This window comes from Enterococcus sp. MSG3290, assembly GCF_050555565.1.
Classification (GTDB): domain Bacteria; phylum Bacillota; class Bacilli; order Lactobacillales; family Enterococcaceae; genus Enterococcus_B; species Enterococcus_B faecium.
The window spans coordinates 1,183,345-1,201,141 of the sequence record NZ_CP187862.1 but is presented as its reverse complement, the minus strand read 5'-3'; the positions used below and the strand labels follow the sequence as shown (position 1 = coordinate 1,201,141).

Here is a 17,797-nt window from a genome sequence, read left to right as displayed (position 1 = left end):
TTGATTATCTACATGAAAAGACAAGAAAGACAACATCTGTAAGGCAGACGTGATCTTTTTTGTCTTTTCGTTTGTCTGATGAAAAAGCGAAGAAATTCACTTTTTTACCACCGATCAATTAGCCAATTGTGCTTCTACTTGTTTTTGTGTATCTGCTAGTACCTTGTCTGTCTCTTCTCCATTGATGATTCGATGAAGAGCTTCAGCTACGACTGCTTCAATTGCATAGGTCTCATGTCCGTAATTCACTTCTGGTATTTCAGATGTCCATGTTGAAAAATCGTCAAAGATCTTTTGACCACTGTAAAATTCAGAAGCTTCTTGATAAGCTTCTTGTTCATTCGCGCTAAGCATCGTAGATACTAGTCCGATTTCTTTCGCAAGAGTGCCCATCAGTTCTTCATTCGAAGCAAACGTTGCTTCTAGGAAATCTTTCGCTGAATCTTCTCCAGCTACTCCTTTGATCACATACCAGCCAGCGCCGCCAAGGTTAGAAGCTTGCGCTTTTTGCAGATTTTCTGGAAGTGCAGGTATTGGTGCAATCTTCCATTTTCCAGATTGGTTTTCTGCTCCTTGGATCGTTGAAGAATACCAAGCGCCAGTTGGGCTAGAAGCTACTGCTCCTGATTGTATCGCAGTTACTCCAGCATTCCAGTCAGAGGTTTGTTCGACTAGATCTTCTTTCAAAAGAGTGGCAAACAATTCAAGACCATACTTTAAAGATGCATTGTCTTGGATCGTGACTGTCTCCCCATCTTCAGATGTATACCATTCTCCTGCCTGTTGCATAATCATCCTTACTCGACCAAGGTCAGAAGGATTGACTTCAGCGATTTTCTTTCCCGTCTTTTCTTTGACATCTCGCGCTACTTGAATATACTCGTCCCATTTTAGATTATCCATATCCTCTTCTGTATAACCTGCTTCTGCCATCAGATCCGTACGATAGAAGTTTGCTGTTACGCCCGAATCGAAAGGAACACCGTATATTTTATCTCCTACTTTGTTTACCGCAAATTTATACGGTGCAAAATGATCTTCCTTTACAATAGCAGACAAATCAGCGAATGCATCTGGATAAGAAGTCAAATAGCCTTGTATCCTATAATCTTCAATCAAGACGATATTGGGCAATCCTTCTGTATTCCCGCTCGCTAAAGCGGTGTTCAGTTTCTGAACGATATCATCCTGAGACATCGTAACAACTTCTATCTCTGTTTCTTCGTTCTCATAAACTTTTTTTGCTTCATTCACTGCTTTGATATTGAATGTCTCATCCCACGCCCAGACAGTGACTTTTTCTTCGTTGTCTGCTGTACTACTAGCACTTCCGCATCCTGTTAAGAAACCTGATGCTGCCGCTAAACAAACGACTCCAGCAATTAACTTTCTGATGTTCATTTTTATCCGCTCCTTTTCCATCCATTAGTTGTTTACGTTTGCTACATTCATCATACCAAAATTTGAAAACGGTTTCTTTATTATTCAGATACTTCAAAAATTTCTCCTAAAATAATAAAAAAATACAAATCAACTATGACAAAAGGAATAATCTTAGCATCTAGACCAAAGATCGAAATGGTGAGGTTTCTTTAAAATAAAAATATCCTTGCATTTTCTCCTAGAAATAAGTATTTTTAAATTACAAGACTATTCTTAAGGCGGGTAAAAAAATGCCAATACGCGTAATTCTTATCGATGATGAACAGACGATTTTAGATGGAATGAAACAGTTGATCAATTGGTCTGAGCACGGGTTTCAATTAATAGGGACTTTTTCCAGCCCATTGAAAGCGCTTGATTTTTCTTTGGTACATGCAATCGATATCGTGGTCACAGATGTAATGATGCCTGAATTAAATGGAATCGAATTATCGCGGCTATTAAAACAGCAACAACCTGAAACACAGATCCTTATCCTCTCTAGCTATGATGAATTTGATATGGTTAAAGATTCTTTTAAAGAAGGCGTCGCTGATTATCTTTTAAAGCCTCGATTGAGTCCTGATTTTTTTCTAAATTCCTTAACTGCCGTTTCACAAAAAATCAAAAAAAAGCCCAACAAAAGCCCAATCACCAATCGTTATGAGCAGATCTGCGAGAATCTTTCACAGCAGATTGCTGGACAAACTCGTCCATTGCTTGACCCTCTTCTTTTTGAACACACCCTGTTTTTTCTGTTATATACCGAAAAACGGCCATTCAGTTTAAAACAAGGCTCTAAACAAAAACAGTCGATCACCCATTCATTGATGGATAGCGACGATTCGTTTACTATTTATCCTGTTTCTACCTTTTCGGAAGAATCCGGCTATGTGATCAATACTGATTCCAAAGATACATTTAGGAAGTTTGTTCAAAAGTTTCGTCAAGAAGTTTTTCCAGGTGATTTTTTTGTTGTTTCTGATTCTTTTGCAATCCAAGATATCAATGAAATATTCCAAGAGATCAGAAATTGCACCAAAGGACAACGTTTCTATCATAAGGGAAAGAACCTTGCTTATCAGCATGAACTTCTTCCGTTATTAACCAACCACGAGCAGCAAGCAAGTAGTTATTTAACAAAAATCGTTCATAAAGACTACGCTTTAGCTATCAAAGAACTTGAGAATTTCTTCACGACGATATTGGAACAGCCTATTGATCCAGCTTATTTGAAACATGAGGCAATCAATCGTTTCTATGCATTACTCAACGCTTTGGCTGACGAGCATGTTGGGAATGAAGAACTTTCTTTGCTCAAGATCGCCCTTCCTTCTTTATTAGCCGATGCTGAGTATTTCGAAGATTTTTCTATTCTTGTCAAAGAAACACTTGAGAAACTCACCCACTTTTCTGCAAATGCAAAAAAAGACAATTTCGATATCTTGACTTTGATCTACGAGTTCGTCCAGGAAAATTATGAGAAAGAAATCAATTTACAACTTCTATCCGAAAAATATCATTTTTCATATAGCTATCTTTCAGCCATCTTTACTGAAAAATTTGGCATCAACTTTTCAAAATATCTAAAAAAAGTCCGTATCAGTAAAGCCAAGCTCTTTTTAACGGAAACACGGCTTACTTTGACGGAAATCTGTGAGAAAGTCGGCTATACCGAACTGGGTTATTTCTCCAGAGTTTTTAAAGAAGAGACAGGAATGACACCTTCTCAATACCGTAAAGGAACTTTTGTAAAATGAGAAAAAAAATCAAAGAGCATGAACTCTTTACCAAACTTCTGTTCATTTTGTTCATCGGTCTTTTTCTGCAAGCCATCGTCATCTCTTTGTTTATTTATCATCGATCAAGGGATGCCTATATCCAGCTGTTCAATCAATCGAATGATGTGGTACTAAAAAAGATCCAATCTGAATTTGAAAGCTTGAATGATACAATCGAGAATACATTAGCCGCTTTTGATTCTAATCCAGCTGTCGAAAGCTATTTTTCCAATGATCCAGCCCAACATATGGAACAGCTTCAGCAACTAAGAACAATCCAAAAAATGAATGACTCTCTTTCAAAAATCCATCCAATGATCGATTACGATGTATTGATCTTTGGAGAAAATGGAAGAACTTTTGTCGGAAACGACATGCTCACTGCCGTATCTGCCAATTCTTTTTTTCAATCTGCGATTGCTCAGAGAGTGAATGAACGTGCTGCTGATACACAAATGCTTTTTGCACACCACGGATTGACTCTTCGCGATAAGAAAGCACCCAGCGTCTTCTTTGTCAAAAAACTGAAAAATACATTGAATCACGTTTACGGATATGCTGTTTTATCGATCTCATCCAAGCAACTAGCGAATCTTTTTCAATCTGTAGTAAATCCTGAGATATCGAAGATCTCCTTCATGAACGAAGAACAGACGATCATCGCATCAAATGAAGAAAATACAATTGGGAGCCGATCAATGATTTTCAAAAAACTAACAGTAGGTGAAACAACGATTTCAAATGGACAGCAGTTGACCCGTCTTCCTTTGTACCGCCAGGATTGTACATTACTCAGTCAAGTCGATCTTCATTCTTTGTCTAACCAAATGGGCGTGATTTTTCCGATTATTTTGTATAATATCGTGACACTTGCTTTTGCTGGCTCATTGGTATTTATGTATTTGGATCGACACACAAAATCGATCTACCGCTTGATTGATTCGCTAAAACGGCTAGAGGAAGATGGCTTAAAAGCTATTGTTCCTGTACAAGGAAGCCATGAAGTCCAATTGCTAGGGAATACGATCAATCAATTGCTAAGTAATGCTCAGCATCATTATGAACAGACGATCCAAGACGAAAAGAAGAAACGTTCGCTTGAAATCCAAACTATGCAAGCACAGATACAGCCCCATTTTATTTATAATACGCTGACTAGCTTGAAATTTTTGATTTGGCAGAAAAAAACAGATGAAGCAGTTCAAGGAATCGACAGTTTCATTACTTTACTAAGAAGTACGATTGGGAAAAAAGAAGAAGTGATTCCAGTCAAGGAAGAAATCAAAAGCGTACAAAGTTACATCGATCTTTTGAGTATGCGATATGGCGAAAGAATCTCGGCTAAAATAATGATTCCTGATGAACTGCAGTCATTATCTATGCCGAATATGATCCTTCAACCAATTATCGAAAACGCCTATCTTCATGCTTTTCACAATAAAACGCAAGGATTCATCACGGTGTACGGCAAAACAAAAAATCAGCTTCTTTTATTCGAAGTGATTGATAACGGCGATGGCTTCGATACTGAAAATACCAAACAAAAAAATGATCATTTTTCAGGAATCGGCATCAGCCATGTAGATGAGCGGATACGCCTAATGTATGGCGATGCATATGGCTTAACGATCCAATCAGTGATTGGGACAGGAACGACTGTAACGATTTGTCTACCGCTTCTTCCTAAAAATCAATCAGAATATCAAAAATAAAGAATAGCCAAGCGCTGATTTTTTTATTTTAAGTTAAATAAATCAATCAGTATTCTTGACTTTCATCTACGCGTCTCTTCTACTGTCAGCACTGGATAACAGCCCAATATTTGACTTTCTCCTCCGAGCATCTTGATTTCTTGGAGCGCATTCTCTACTAATGTCATTGGACGGTCCAACAACAAATCGATCACGAAAAAATATTCTCCCAAGCTAGTTTTCAATGGTCGGGATTCAATCTTACTTAAGTTGATTTCCCGCCAGCCAAAAGCTGCCAGCATTTTATGAAGCATCCCTGGCCGATTAGCAGGTAGTGTCAAGATGACACTCATTTTTACTGGAGCTGACTGCTGGCTGGTCATCTTTCGGTCACCGACGATCCAAAAACGTGTCTGGTTCAACTCATTATCTTGGATATTCTCAGCTAAGATCTCCAATCCAACATGCTGTGCTGTTTCTAATGAAGCAATCGCTGCTGCGTCTTCTTTCGGATGTTCTGCTACATACATTGCTGCAGCAGTTGTTGATTCTGTTGCTACTAAAGGAACATTAGGATAATGCGTTTCTAAAAACTGTTGTGATTGTGCTAGTGCTTGTGGATGTGAAAGGATTTTTGTAATCTTTGTTGCTGGATTGCCTAAAAGCTGCTGCTTGATAGGAAGAACGATTTCACTTTTAACTTCGACTTCTGGATGTTTGGAAAGAAGATCGATTGTGTGATGAACAGATCCTTCCAATGAATTCTCTACAGGAACGACAGCCAGATCGACTTGTTTGCGAAACAAAGCGCGCAAACAAGCAGGGATGGAAGCATACGCAGTCAATTGTTCTGTAGGAAATAGCTGACAAGCCGCCTGATAAGTGAATGAACTTTCTGGCCCTAGATAGCTGACGTTCATATGCTTTTGATCCTTTCTATAATGGTATCGATGATCTTTTCTGGTGTTTGATTGGTCGTGTTGATTCGATGTGTCGCACTTTCTTCATACCAAGAAAGTCGTTGTGCCAATAATGCTTTTATTTCTTCTCTTGTTTTTCCAAGAGCTAAAGGTCGAATAGACGTTTCATCTTGTTGGATACGATCAACTAGACAGTCCGCTTCTGCCTCTAAGTAAAGAACAATCGGCTGTGTTTTTAAAAAACGCCGATTTTCTGCACTTTGGACAATCCCTCCACCAGTCGCGATAATTTTGTCTTCATTTGACAGCTTTCTTAAAATATCTGACTCCACTTTTCGAAAGCTTTTTTCACCGTAATAGTGAAAATATTCGGCAATCGACAATTGGATATGTTCCTCAATCTTTGTATCTAAATCTACATACTCTTTTTGTAAACGTTGAGCTAACCCTTTACCGATTGTTGTTTTTCCAGCGCCCATGAAACCAATCAGCAAAATGCTAGCCATGAGCTTCTCCTCCTGACACAAGTTCTGCTAAATCGTCAAAAAATGCCGGATAAGAGATTGAAACAGCTTCAGCTCCTTCTAGTTCGCAAGGTCCATCAGCTATCAAAGCAGCTACTTGCAGCATCATACCGATTCGATGATCGCCTCTGCTGGACACTTTTGCGCCCTGCAGAGGTGTCGGCCCATGGATGATCAGACCGTCTGCTGTCGCTTTTATCTTTGCTCCCATTTTCTGTAATTCTTCTGCCACCGCATCAATTCTGTTGGTTTCTTTTACTTTTAATTCTTCTGCGTCTTTGATGATCGTGATTCCTTCTGCTTGAGTAGCCACTAAAGCTAGAATGGGCAATTCATCAATCAGACGTGGAATGATTTCTCCACCAATCGTTGCTTTCTTCAAATGACTCGTCTTGACACTTAAATCAGCCGATTGGTTCTGTTCATTGTGATTCGTCTGGGTAATCGCTGCGCCCATCTCCTCCAACACATCTAAGATACCGGTTCTTGTTGGATTGACCCCGACATTTTTTAACAACAGTTGGCTTTCCGGAACAAGAAGCCCTGCTGCTAGAAAGAAAGCAGCCGATGAAATATCGCCTGGAACAGTTATCTGTTGACCAGTTAATTTTTGTGGTCCGGTCACTATGATCGTTTTACCTTCTACTGAGATCCTTCCGCCAAATTGACGAATCATTTCTTCCGTATGGTTACGGGAACGTTCTTTTTCAACGATTACGGATGTGCCTTCTGCTTGTAATGCCGCAAACAGCAAAGCAGATTTGACTTGCGCACTGGCTACAGGCATATTGTATCGGATAGGTGATAAAGAGTTGGTTCCTGTCACAGTGATTGGTAGATACTGCTCATTCTCTTTTCCTTGCAAGTCAGCGCCCATCTCGCGTAAAGGTTCCATCACTCGCCCCATTGGACGTTTAGACAACGAAGCATCCCCGAACAGAGTAGTCGTAAAAGGCTGTCCAGCCAAAATACCCATCAATAAACGTATGGTCGTACCGGAGTTTCCCATGTCGATTGATTCGGTTGGTTGGACAAATGAGTGGCTACCGCGACCATGAATCTTGATCATCTCTTCCTCTTCTTCGATTTCAACGCCTAATTGCTGGAAGGCATGTAAAGTACTCAGACAATCTTCTGCGCGCAAAAAATTTTGTATAGTCGTCGTTCCTTCCGCAATTGCCCCAAACATGATGCTGCGATGAGAAATTGATTTGTCTGCTGGTATCCTAACAGTTCCTCTTAATCCATGTATTTGTTGTAATAATTGCATTTATCCAGCCTCCTATTTGATCCAGCAATGATAACTGGTATTAGACATAATGATTCTTTTTGCTTGTAACAAATCCTGTTGGTTTTTAAAACTGATTTGCAGTATTCCTAAAATATCTTCCCTGGTCTCTTGGATCTTCAAATTAATCAAAGAAACTCCCGCTTTTCCGATCAGTCCAGTTACTTCTGCAATAACGCCAGGTTCATCTGGCACATCGATAAATAAATCAAAAAAGGCAGGAATCGCGCCTTGCTTATGGATAGGCAACTGGTCTCGACTTTCTTTTGCCCGATTGAAAAAAGAAAAGATTTCCGATTGGTTCTCAGTCATGATCCATTCTGCTATTTGTGCCATTTCTTGCTGCCAATCCGCCAATCGTTCCAATAATATCTGCTTATTGCTCAACAAAATATCTGTCCACATAACAGGATCCGAGGAAGCGATCCTAGTGATATCTCGAAAGCCTCCTGCTGCCAGTTGTTTGGCTCGCGGATACTCTTGATTGAATTGTTCTGCCTGATTGACTAAGCCAGCTGCCAGAATATGTGGAAAATGACTTAGCATTCCTGTTATACGGTCATGTTCTCTTGCTGTAAGAGTTACATATTTTGCTTTGGTTCCGCAAAATAGTTCTTGCAGTTTTTCAACATCTTTTTTCGTCTTTTCCAAAGGTGTAAAGATATAATAGGCATTTTCAAATAGTTTAGCATCTGCTGCCTGTATACCTGATTTATGAGAACCAGCCATTGGATGTCCACCGACAAACCGAAGATTTTTCTGCTCAGCGGATGTCACGACTTGCTGCTTCGTACTGCTGACATCCGTAATGATGACGTGATCAGACAAGTTGATTCTTTCAAGGACATCAAGATAAGCTAAGGTTGTACGGACGGGAACGGCTAATAAGATAACGTCTGCTTGTTCTGCACCTGTTTCAAAATCACTTGCAACGTAATCAACGATCTGCTGTTCTACTGCTTGCTCACGGGTTTTTGACTGACTATCCCAACCAACTACTATCAGTTCTGGATTGGTCTGACGAATACAAAGTGCCATAGAAGCACCAATCAGTCCAAGCCCCACGATAAAAACATGTTGTGCCATCTTATTTGCCCCCTTTTTAATAATGTTTCAAGTAGTCACGGTACTCCTTCACTGCAACTTTCAACTCAACAAGCGAATCACTTGGGAATTTTGACAATAGCTCTGTCGCTACCACAGTGGCTACAACATTTTCCGCAACGACGCTAGCTGCAGGAACTGCTGTACTATCCGAACGTTCTACACTTGCTTTGTAAGGTTCTTTTGTATCGATATCAACACTTTGAAGTGGCTTGTACAATGTAGGAATGGGTTTCATGACCCCGCGAATGACAAGTGGTTCGCCATTGGTCATTCCGCCTTCGAAGCCGCCTAGATTATTGGTACGTCGGAAATAGCCTCTTTCTTCTTCCCATAGGATCTCATCCATCACTTCTGAGCCTGGTAATGAACCAGAAGTGAATCCGACCCCAAATTCTACGCCTTTAAAGGCATTGATACTAACCACAGCTTGTGCGATTTTGGCATCTAGCTTCGTGTCCCATTGTACGTAGCTTCCTAATCCAGCTGGAACGCCTCCAACGAGCACTTCTACAATTCCTCCGATCGTATCTCCATTTTTCTTTGTCTGATCGATCAAATCTTTTATTCTTTGCTCAACTGCTGGATCAACAACTCGTACTTCTGACGCTTCAGAAATTTCTTTGATTTCTTGAATCGAGATATTTCCAGGTATTTCTGCTTGGATTCCACCAAGACAAATCACGTGTCCTGCTACGATGATGTCAAGTTCTTCCAGAATTTTCTTGGCAATTGCGCCGATTGCTACACGCATGGTCGTCTCTCTTGCAGAGGACCGTTCAAGCACATTCCGAAGATCTCGATGATGGTATTTCATACCGCCTACCAAATCCGCGTGTCCTGGACGCGGACGTGCAACTCGCCGCAGTGATTGGTCTTTTTCAGGCACTTCTGCTACAGACATGACAGTTGTCCAATTTTTCCAATCTTTATTTTCTACCACTAAAGTGACAGGTGAACCAATTGTTTTGCCGTGACGGATGCCAGACGTGATCCGAACACGATCTTTTTCGATCTTCATCCTTCCTCCTCTGCCGTAACCAGCTTGTCTGCGAGCGAGTTCGTGATTGATTTCTTCTTCTGACAGAGGTAATCCTGCTGGTAGTCCTTCAATAATCGCTGTTAATTCTGGTCCATGGGATTCTCCCGCAGTCATATAACGCATCTTACAGTCCTCCTAAGTAATCTTTGAATGTCTCTGTGGGAACAGGAACGATTTTTGCTTGCCCAATCTTTTCTAGCAAGATGATATTCAATTGGCTTCCTCTTGCTTTCTTATCATGGGTTATCGCGTGGAATAATTCATCTGGATGACTTAGATCGTACGTAATCGGCAGATGGAATTTTTGAAGTATCCTTTCTAAAGCAGCTGTCGATCCAGTTGGAGACAAGCCGATTTTTTCTGCATGAGAAGTGATGGCTACCATTCCAATAGCTACTCCTTCTCCATGACTGACTACCCCATATCCTGCTGTATTTTCAATTGCATGGCCAATTGTATGACCAAAATTTAAAATAAGTCGATTTCCTTGGTCAAAGACATCTTCTTCCACTACTTTTCGTTTGATTTCCAACGTAGCAGTAATGATTGGAACAGCATGTTCCAGAAGATCTTTTTCGTCTTTCAGCTCGTTCAGCTGTTTCCAAAGCGTTGCATCTGCTATAGCTGCTGATTTGATGATTTCAGCGATTCCTTCTCGTAAACGACGTACCGGCAAAGTTTTTAGAACCTCAGGATCAATCAATACACCAGCTGGCTGGCTAAATGTTCCGACAAGGTTTTTCGCTTTGTTTGTATTGACTGCTGTCTTCCCGCCAATACTAGAATCTACTTGTGCAAGTAGCGTAGTCGGAATTTGAACGAAATGGATCCCACGCATGAACGTCGAGGCCACGAATGCGGCTAGATCACCCACCATTCCTCCACCAAGTGCAAGTATCCCATCGCTGCGGGTAAAATCATTATCTGCTAAAAAATCGTATAACTCAGCTGCTTGTTCTAAAGATTTACTGGTCTCACCCGCCGGTATGATTGAAAGGACTGGTTCAAAATTAGCTTGTCTCAATTGGAACATGATTTTTTCTGCATATAGTGGAGCAACGTTTGTATCAGTGATCACAGCTACTTTTTGAGGTCTCCAAATCGTTTGAAGCCATGATCCAGCCTGTTCTAGTGCGCCTTTTTCAATATGAATATCGTATTTTTGGTTATCAACATGTACAGTAAGCATTCGTTTCACTTCTTTCTTTTAAAAAGCTGGAATTAATCGAGTGTCTGAATCTTTTCCATTGCTTCTTTCATGATCGCAACTTCTTTCATCATGCGTGAGTAAGTCTTTTCATTCAACGATTGGGGACCGTCTGACCAAGCATTTGCAGGATCAGGATGGATCTCTACGATCATGCCATCTGCTCCGCTTGCCACACCCGCACGAGCCATTGGTGGTACAAGATCCCAAATTCCTGTACCATGACTTGGATCAACAATCACAGGGAAATGAGTTAATTTTTTCATCAATGGGACAGCACTTAAATCAAACGTATTACGTGTCGCTGTCTCGTAAGTCCGAATTCCACGTTCGATAAAAATGACAGGAGATTTGTCTTCGACTGCAATGTATTCTGCAGCATTAAGCCATTCATTGATCGTACCGGAAATTCCACGTTTCAATCCAACAGGTTTACCTGTTTTACCGACAGCAGATAGCAGTTTAAAATTTTGCATATTACGTGCGCCAATCTGTAGGATATCGCTGTACTCAGCCACCATATCGATATGCCCTTCATCCATCACTTCAGTAATCACTTTCATTCCAAATTCATCAGCCGCTTGACGGATGTATTTCAATCCTTCTTCTTCTAAACCTTGGAAAGCATATGGAGAAGTACGTGGTTTGAAGGCACCACCTCGCAGAATTTTTGCGCCCCCGGCTTTGGCCATTCGCGCACATTCTCTGATTTGGTCTAATCCTTCGATAGAACAAGGACCAGCCATCGTCACGAAACTGCCGTCACCAATTTTTACTCCGTCTACATCCACGACTGTATTGCCAGGATGGAATTCTCGAGAAGTCAATTTGTATGTGTTTAAAATACGCACAGCATTTTCTACTCCTTCATAGCGTGTAAATGCTCCTTCTTGTAAACTTCGCGTATCACCTTTTAGTCCAATCACTACTCGTTCTGTTCCTTGATCGATTGAGACTTTGAATCCTTCTTTTTCGATATGATCGACGACTTTTTTTATTTGTTCTTCCGTTGCTTCTTTTTTCATAATTACTATCATTGTTTTTCCCGCTTTCTTTTGTTTACTTATCTATCTTGGCTGATTTTCTCTACTTTTTCAAGGTGGTTTTACATTAATTCCTACTAAATGACCGTGTCCTGTTGTTCTCATTTTCGCTCCTTCTTTCCTACTTATGACCCAGATAATCAACAAAAAAAGATGTCCCTGTAGGAAATTGCCTCTACAGTGAACATCTTCAACGAGCCTTAAAAAGCGCTGCAAAAATATAAAATAGCCACTATAGATGAATTTCTCTACGTGGCTGTAAGTCGTGTTTAAAAATCTTTAGCCATCATAGATACAAACCTGGTTTGTTTGTACCCACGAAGTCATGAATACAAACCTATCTAAAATAGCTAAAGTAATACGTATTCAGTTTTGTAAGTTTTCTAGATTTCATAAAAAATCGCTCCAAACTGATGTAAGAATTGTACCTAGTATAGACATAAAAAAATCGACTGTCAATCATTTTTATGAAACTTTTTTTAATTTTCTGATAGTTAACTTTGTTTTTCAGAAAAATAACAATTGGTTTTATTGAAGAAAATAGTCATGAACAAAAGTATCTGAGAACTTTTTTACTCTCTTGTTCATGACATATAGAATAAAGCAGCTTTGTCTTGTAAACTCCGTTTTTCAAATAATAATCTAAAGATTGCTACTGAATAATAAAGCCGATTTCATGGTCCTCTTCGCTGCTGATTCGGTAAGGTGACTCAACATCCGCTCCCCAGCTATTGATACCCCCGACTCCTCTTACTTTTGCAAAAATCGTAAGAACCGTTCGTCTTTCTGGCGGTAGTTCTTCTATATGTGTTGCCTGTTCCAGTTCTTCTGCTTTGAATGGTAAAGTGGAAAAAGCAAATGGCGTATCCTGCTGTTCAAATCGCAACGAAAAATCTTCTTGATCTTTATCCGTATTATCCAACGTTTGATTTCTTGTTAGTTCTACCCATTTCGTTTCCATATGCATGCCGCATTCTTGGGGAACAAGGTATGGGGAAACGGGGAGTCCTGCCACTTTATAAATACCTTCGACACCACCAGCCATCCGATCCGGATATGTTTCCCCTGATAGGCCTTCATACTCAAAAAATTTTGCTTTCGTTGGCATAATGAACCTTAAACCCAATGCGGGTAATTCCGGTAATCCTTTTTGTCCATAATAATGCATATTGACAAGCATTTTACCCTCTCCAGCGATTTGGTAGGAAATTGTCACTTGGGTTTTTGGTACTGTGTTGATTTCCAGTGTAAAAATGATTTCAAACGTTTCAGCGTATTCATTACTTGAATATTGATTATTTACTGGAGCAATCGGCAAATCGATCTTTTTATTGTCCACCAGTACTTCTATTTCTTTGACTTTTGGATACAATCCGGCTCCTAACCACATACCGGATTTAAATCCAAATCCGCTACCTCTGTCATTATCGGTCGTTGCTCGCCAAAAAACTGGAAGTGTTTCCCGGTATAGCCATTCTTTTCCGTTTTTATTGAGCGATTCCAGTCCGCCTCTTGTATAAGAAAAAATATAATGCGTATTCCCCGATTTGACACCTAATGTACAGTCGCCGAAGACGATTGCAACTTTTTCCGTATCCATATGACTTTTATTTACTGTATTTTTCATAATAATATCTTACCTCCTGCATGGCGGGTTTTTCTTGTCCATCTGCAAAAACGATTCCATTCCCTGAGAATTCATAGTCACTTGGTTTATCGTCAAAGTCACCGCCATAGCGCATCACTTCTCTACCAGTGATTGGATCAGTCACTTGGATCGCCTGATCTTTAAAATCCCATATATAGCCTCCTTGGTACATTTCATAACGATCAAGCAACGTCATGTAAGAATCCATTCCACCTAACGAATTCCCCATGTCATGCATGTATTCACATAAGATGAACGGTTTTTCCGCTTTATTTTCAAGGTAGTCAATAATCTCTTCTGGTGGCGCATACATGCAGCTTTTTACATCTGAAATCGAATCTTCGAATGCTGGATTTGGAAAATTCCCTTCATAATGGACAAGTCGATCGGGGTCTACTTTTTTGAAGTAATCGTTCATTTGTCGAATGTTTTCTTCCGCATAAGATTCATTTCCAAGAGACCAAAAAAGAATACTTGGATGGTTTTTTAATGTTTCGAAATTCGTTTTTGCTCGATCAAGAACAGCCGCCTGCCACTGAGGTACTGCACCTGGTACGTTGTAAGAAGGCTCAAATGCGCCCATTTTTTGCCATGAGCCATGGGATTCGAGGTTCGTTTCCGCCATCACATGGATTCCTGCTTGGTCGCATAAATAATACCAAGTGATCTGGTTGGGGTAATGAGATGTCCGTACGCCGTTGATCTTTGCATTTTTTATGATAGCCAAATCTTTTTCCATATCTTCTATAGTGATGGCGCGTCCTTTTTTCGGATGCCACTCATGTCGATTTACCCCGTTGATAATCATCCGTTTTCCATTGAAGTATATGATTTTATCTTTGATTTCGATTTTACGAAAACCGAAGGAATAGTCAATATATTCTGTTACTCTTTTTTCTTCGTCTATCGTCTCCAATTCAAGCTTATATAAATTGGGCTGAAAATGCCCCCACAGTGCCACATTTTCAAATCCATCGATGCGAATCGTCATTTGCTCTTTTAACGGATATTGCTGTTGATAGATTTCCTTCCCATCAGGATCTAGTATCGCTACATTCAGCTGACTGTTTTTGGCTACTTGCTCAAAAGACAAATCTACTTCAAGTTTGCCATTTTGACATTTGTCATCTAAGCGAGGTTTGATCCAAAGATCTTCTAAATGGTTTTGTCCTCGAGCAACTAAGAAGACATCTCTGAAGATCCCAAAAAATCGGAAAAAGTCCTGATCTTCCAAGAATGCAGCTGTACTTCTTTTGTAAACCTCCACAGCTAGAATATTTTCTTCTTCCAAATAAGGTGTTAAATCAAATTCAGACGGAGTGAACGAATCTTCGGCATACCCGATAAAATGACCATTCAACCAAATAAACATTGCTTGTTCTACACCAGCAAAATGAATCGAGATTTGTTTTCCCTTTAGACCTTCTTCTAATCGAAAAGTCGTCAAATACGAACCAACCGGATTGTCTTTAGCAGCTGAAAAGATCCCTTCCGCCTCTTTCTCAGGGCTTGTCGTGAAAGGGGGACGGCGAAATACATGTCCCTCCCACGGATACATCGTATTGATGTAATGGATCTTGTCATAATTTGCTAATTCAATATGACTAGGAACAGTGATTTCATCAAAAGAACAGGCATCAAAATCTTTTTTATAAAATGTTTTTGGTCGTACCGAAGGATTTGGCGAATAACAAAAACGCCATGATCCATTTAAAGACTGTTTAAGGGAGGATGTGGTTTCTACTTCTTCCCTTGTTGCATAGCAAACATGATCGCTATGTGCATTTGATTGGTTCACTCTAAAAACTTGTGGATCATCTAACCATTTTATATTTGCTTTCATACTTTTTTCCTTCTCTCTCATAACTTTTTGAAATGAAGCAGTTCTGTTTGGAAATCACCTTGAAAATCGGGGAAGTAAAGTCCAACTGTCATCAATTCGGCCCCCGAAAATATCCGCTTCGAGGTCTGTTCCTGATAAAGTGCCTCATCATCTAACCCCATCAGATATACTTCATGGAACGCTGGTTGAGCTGAAGCTAGTATCCTCCCTAAAAACACAATAGCTTCATCTTGTTTAGGAGACACAAACATCCATGCGGCAATATTTTCTTCAAAAGGACTCGCCAAACGATAATAATGGCCATACTGGATCACCGGACGAATCGTTTGATAGGATATAATTTGGTCTTTGACTTGCTTTTTTTCTTCAGGAGACAGCTTTGTCAAATCCAGTTCATAACCAAAAACAGCGCTCATAGCTGTTTCTCCTCTTGTTTTCAACGAAGTAGATCTGTCGGTCTGATGATTTGGTACAGCTGATACATGAGCTGTGATGGACGAAATCGGATAAGCAAGGCTTGTTCCATATTGGATTTTCATACGCTCCACTGCATCCGTGTTATCACTTGTCCATGACTGCGGCATATAATAAATAAACCCGGCATCAAACCGTCCACCTCCACCAGAACAGCCTTCCCATAAGATTTCCGGATAATCAGTTGTCAAATGTTCAAGTAGTTCATAAAGCCCGAGCATATAACGATGCGCTACTTCTCCTTGTCTCTGTGGGTCAAGGGTAATCGAATAGACATCTGAAAGCGAACGGTTCATATCCCATTTGATGTAGTCAAGAGGAATCGTATCTAAAATCTTTCTCATTTGTTTCTCAATCGTCTGCCGAACATCTAACCTTGTAAAATCCAGTACATGTTGTGATCTGGAAGCAGAAGGCATTCTACCTGGCTCCTGCATAAGAAAATCAGAATGTGTTCGATACAGTTCAGAATCAACCGAGATCATTTCAGGTTCAAACCATAAACCAAATTTCAACCCTTTGCTATGAGCATAATCTGCTATTTCACGTAATCCATTTGTCAACTTGCCTTCATACTCGAACCAGTCTCCTAATGAAGAATTGTCCGCATCTCTTTTTCCAAACCAGCCATCATCTAATACGAACATTTCGATGCCTAGCTCCTTTGCTTCATCAATGATCGCCTTGATTTTTTCACTATTGAAGTCAAAGTAAGTGGCTTCCCAGTTATTGACCAGAATCGGCCGTTCAGCAAATTGATGACGACCTCTTGCGATTCTTTCACGTAGCAACTCATGGTGGATCTGACTCATTTTGTTCAATCCCTGACTTGAGTAAGAAAGGATCATTTCAGGTGTTTGAAAAGACTGGCCTGCATTCAATTCCCACGAAAAACGATGGCTGTTGATCCCACCGACGACTCTCAATTGATTGATTTGATCTTTTTCAAGTTCGAAAGAATGATTGCCGGAATAAACAAATTGAAGTCCGATCGCTTCTCCAGTATTTTCTGTCGTATGATGATGAACTAAAGCAATAAAGTTATTCATATGGTGACTGCTCGTTCCTCGACGGCTTTCAAATACTTTTGTTCCAGATAAAACAGATTGCCGTGAAATCTGTCTTTCATTGACATGTGCTCCTGGCAAAGCAATGACTTCATCAAATCGCCTAGTATGGGCAAAGTCTAGCTGGAAACTAGCTGCTTTTTCTAGTTTGATTGTTTCTCCGGTTTCATTTCTTATCTTTACAGATCGTGTGATCACTGCTCTATCAGTAAATATGGTATAGAACAAATCGAAATAAATCGCTGTTTCTCTATCCTTAAGTGAAATCACCAACGTTTGTGCCTCTGACTTGTCCATCACATAAGTTTGAGGCAAGCCTTCGATCTCTGGCTTCCCATCTGTAATATAATGGCTGTCATATCTCAGATCCAGTAAGTCTGACCCATTCTTGCGCTGAATGATCGATGCGGGCGTTCGAAAGTCCATGCTGCCATGAGAAGAGTATTCTTGCGGTAGTGTATCTTTCGACAGAGACCGGTCAGGATTTAAGGGAACATTTCCTGAAAATCCACGATCTCTTCGGGGATAATTTTTATTGTCTTTGTACTGCTTGACTGGTTTGCCAAAATAAATATGCGCCAATACATTGCTTTCTTCTATCTTTATCAGATAAGAAAGAAATGTATTTCGTAAATGGAAGACTCGGCTCTTTTCATCAAATAAGATGAAATTTTTATCTGTTTTTCTATGCGTAATATCCATCATTTCACTCCCATCAAAACGGAAACCGTTTACTTTTTTTA

At 40.1% G+C, this 17,797-nt stretch carries 13 protein-coding genes; 2 read left to right on the top strand and 11 right to left on the bottom strand.

The genetic code is table 11. The features are described from left to right. Window positions 1–114: 114 nt before the first annotated feature. Complete coding sequence (locus IGL31_RS05650; RefSeq protein WP_002324961.1) at window positions 115–1,401, bottom strand: ABC transporter substrate-binding protein; 1,287 nt, start codon at window positions 1,399–1,401, stop codon at window positions 115–117. Window positions 1,402–1,673: 272 nt separating this feature from the next. Between IGL31_RS05650 and IGL31_RS05645 the strand changes: the two genes are divergently transcribed. Further along, on the top strand, window positions 1,674–3,182 hold the full coding sequence (locus tag IGL31_RS05645) for a response regulator transcription factor (protein ID WP_086300039.1): 1,509 nt from the start codon (window positions 1,674–1,676) through the stop codon (window positions 3,180–3,182). After that, a complete protein-coding gene (locus IGL31_RS05640; protein ID WP_086300038.1) occupies window positions 3,179–4,915 on the top strand; it encodes a cache domain-containing sensor histidine kinase in 1,737 nt (578 codons plus the stop codon). The genes IGL31_RS05645 and IGL31_RS05640 overlap by 4 nt, the downstream gene beginning before the upstream one ends. Window positions 4,916–4,977: 62 nt before the next feature. On the opposite strand, the gene pheA is transcribed toward IGL31_RS05640, so the two are convergent. The 10 genes from pheA to IGL31_RS05590 all read right to left on the bottom strand — a co-directional run bounded on the left by pheA (window position 4,978) and on the right by IGL31_RS05590 (window position 17,756). After that, entirely contained in the window at window positions 4,978–5,814 is an 837-nt protein-coding gene (pheA, locus tag IGL31_RS05635) for a prephenate dehydratase (RefSeq protein WP_002338784.1), read from the bottom strand. Beyond that, complete coding sequence (locus tag IGL31_RS05630; RefSeq protein ID WP_002295213.1) at window positions 5,811–6,320, bottom strand: shikimate kinase; 510 nt, start codon at window positions 6,318–6,320, stop codon at window positions 5,811–5,813. Before IGL31_RS05630 ends, pheA begins: the two co-directional genes overlap by 4 nt. Then, window positions 6,313–7,608, bottom strand: a complete 1,296-nt coding sequence (gene aroA, locus IGL31_RS05625; RefSeq protein WP_086300037.1) for a 3-phosphoshikimate 1-carboxyvinyltransferase — start codon at window positions 7,606–7,608, stop codon at window positions 6,313–6,315. The genes IGL31_RS05630 and aroA overlap by 8 nt, the downstream gene beginning before the upstream one ends. Window positions 7,609–7,620: 12 nt before the next feature. Beyond that, the gene (locus tag IGL31_RS05620) at window positions 7,621–8,712 is read right to left on the bottom strand and encodes a prephenate dehydrogenase (protein WP_081156641.1); all 1,092 of its coding nucleotides are present in this window, start codon (window positions 8,710–8,712) and stop codon (window positions 7,621–7,623) included. A 16-nt stretch (window positions 8,713–8,728) separates the two neighbouring features. Continuing rightward, complete coding sequence (gene aroC / locus IGL31_RS05615; protein WP_002295218.1) at window positions 8,729–9,895, bottom strand: chorismate synthase; 1,167 nt, start codon at window positions 9,893–9,895, stop codon at window positions 8,729–8,731. Window position 9,896: 1 nt separating this feature from the next. After that, on the bottom strand, window positions 9,897–10,961 hold the full coding sequence (gene aroB / locus IGL31_RS05610) for a 3-dehydroquinate synthase (RefSeq protein WP_086300036.1): 1,065 nt from the start codon (window positions 10,959–10,961) through the stop codon (window positions 9,897–9,899). Window positions 10,962–10,993: 32 nt separating this feature from the next. Then, complete coding sequence (gene aroF, locus IGL31_RS05605; protein ID WP_002324971.1) at window positions 10,994–12,016, bottom strand: 3-deoxy-7-phosphoheptulonate synthase; 1,023 nt, start codon at window positions 12,014–12,016, stop codon at window positions 10,994–10,996. Window positions 12,017–12,674: 658 nt separating this feature from the next. Further along, window positions 12,675–13,649: a beta-galactosidase small subunit gene (locus IGL31_RS05600; RefSeq protein WP_086300035.1), complete on the bottom strand. Its 975-nt coding sequence runs from the start codon at window positions 13,647–13,649 to the stop codon at window positions 12,675–12,677. Beyond that, window positions 13,630–15,513, bottom strand: coding sequence for a glycoside hydrolase family 2 (locus IGL31_RS05595; protein WP_002289518.1), 1,884 nt, complete (start codon window positions 15,511–15,513; stop codon window positions 13,630–13,632). Before IGL31_RS05595 ends, IGL31_RS05600 begins: the two co-directional genes overlap by 20 nt. A 17-nt stretch (window positions 15,514–15,530) precedes the next feature. Further along, entirely contained in the window at window positions 15,531–17,756 is a 2,226-nt protein-coding gene (locus IGL31_RS05590) for an alpha-galactosidase (protein WP_086300034.1), read from the bottom strand. Between the last annotated feature and the right edge of the window lie 41 nt (window positions 17,757–17,797).

What these genes read in the sequence shown, in the direction of transcription:
- IGL31_RS05650 (WP_002324961.1), bottom strand. Translation starts at nt 1,401, where the DNA reads ATGAACATCAGAAAGTTAATTGCTGGAGTCGTTTGTTTAGCGGCAGCA.
- IGL31_RS05645 (WP_086300039.1), top strand. Translation starts at nt 1,674, where the DNA reads ATGCCAATACGCGTAATTCTTATCGATGATGAACAGACGATTTTAGAT.
- IGL31_RS05640 (WP_086300038.1), top strand. Translation starts at nt 3,179, where the DNA reads ATGAGAAAAAAAATCAAAGAGCATGAACTCTTTACCAAACTTCTGTTC.
- pheA (WP_002338784.1), bottom strand. Translation starts at nt 5,814, where the DNA reads ATGAACGTCAGCTATCTAGGGCCAGAAAGTTCATTCACTTATCAGGCG.
- IGL31_RS05630 (WP_002295213.1), bottom strand. Translation starts at nt 6,320, where the DNA reads ATGGCTAGCATTTTGCTGATTGGTTTCATGGGCGCTGGAAAAACAACA.
- aroA (WP_086300037.1), bottom strand. Translation starts at nt 7,608, where the DNA reads ATGCAATTATTACAACAAATACATGGATTAAGAGGAACTGTTAGGATA.
- IGL31_RS05620 (WP_081156641.1), bottom strand. Translation starts at nt 8,712, where the DNA reads ATGGCACAACATGTTTTTATCGTGGGGCTTGGACTGATTGGTGCTTCT.
- aroC (WP_002295218.1), bottom strand. Translation starts at nt 9,895, where the DNA reads ATGCGTTATATGACTGCGGGAGAATCCCATGGACCAGAATTAACAGCG.
- aroB (WP_086300036.1), bottom strand. Translation starts at nt 10,961, where the DNA reads ATGCTTACTGTACATGTTGATAACCAAAAATACGATATTCATATTGAA.
- aroF (WP_002324971.1), bottom strand. Translation starts at nt 12,016, where the DNA reads ATGATAGTAATTATGAAAAAAGAAGCAACGGAAGAACAAATAAAAAAA.
- IGL31_RS05600 (WP_086300035.1), bottom strand. Translation starts at nt 13,649, where the DNA reads ATGAAAAATACAGTAAATAAAAGTCATATGGATACGGAAAAAGTTGCA.
- IGL31_RS05595 (WP_002289518.1), bottom strand. Translation starts at nt 15,513, where the DNA reads ATGAAAGCAAATATAAAATGGTTAGATGATCCACAAGTTTTTAGAGTG.
- IGL31_RS05590 (WP_086300034.1), bottom strand. Translation starts at nt 17,756, where the DNA reads ATGGATATTACGCATAGAAAAACAGATAAAAATTTCATCTTATTTGAT.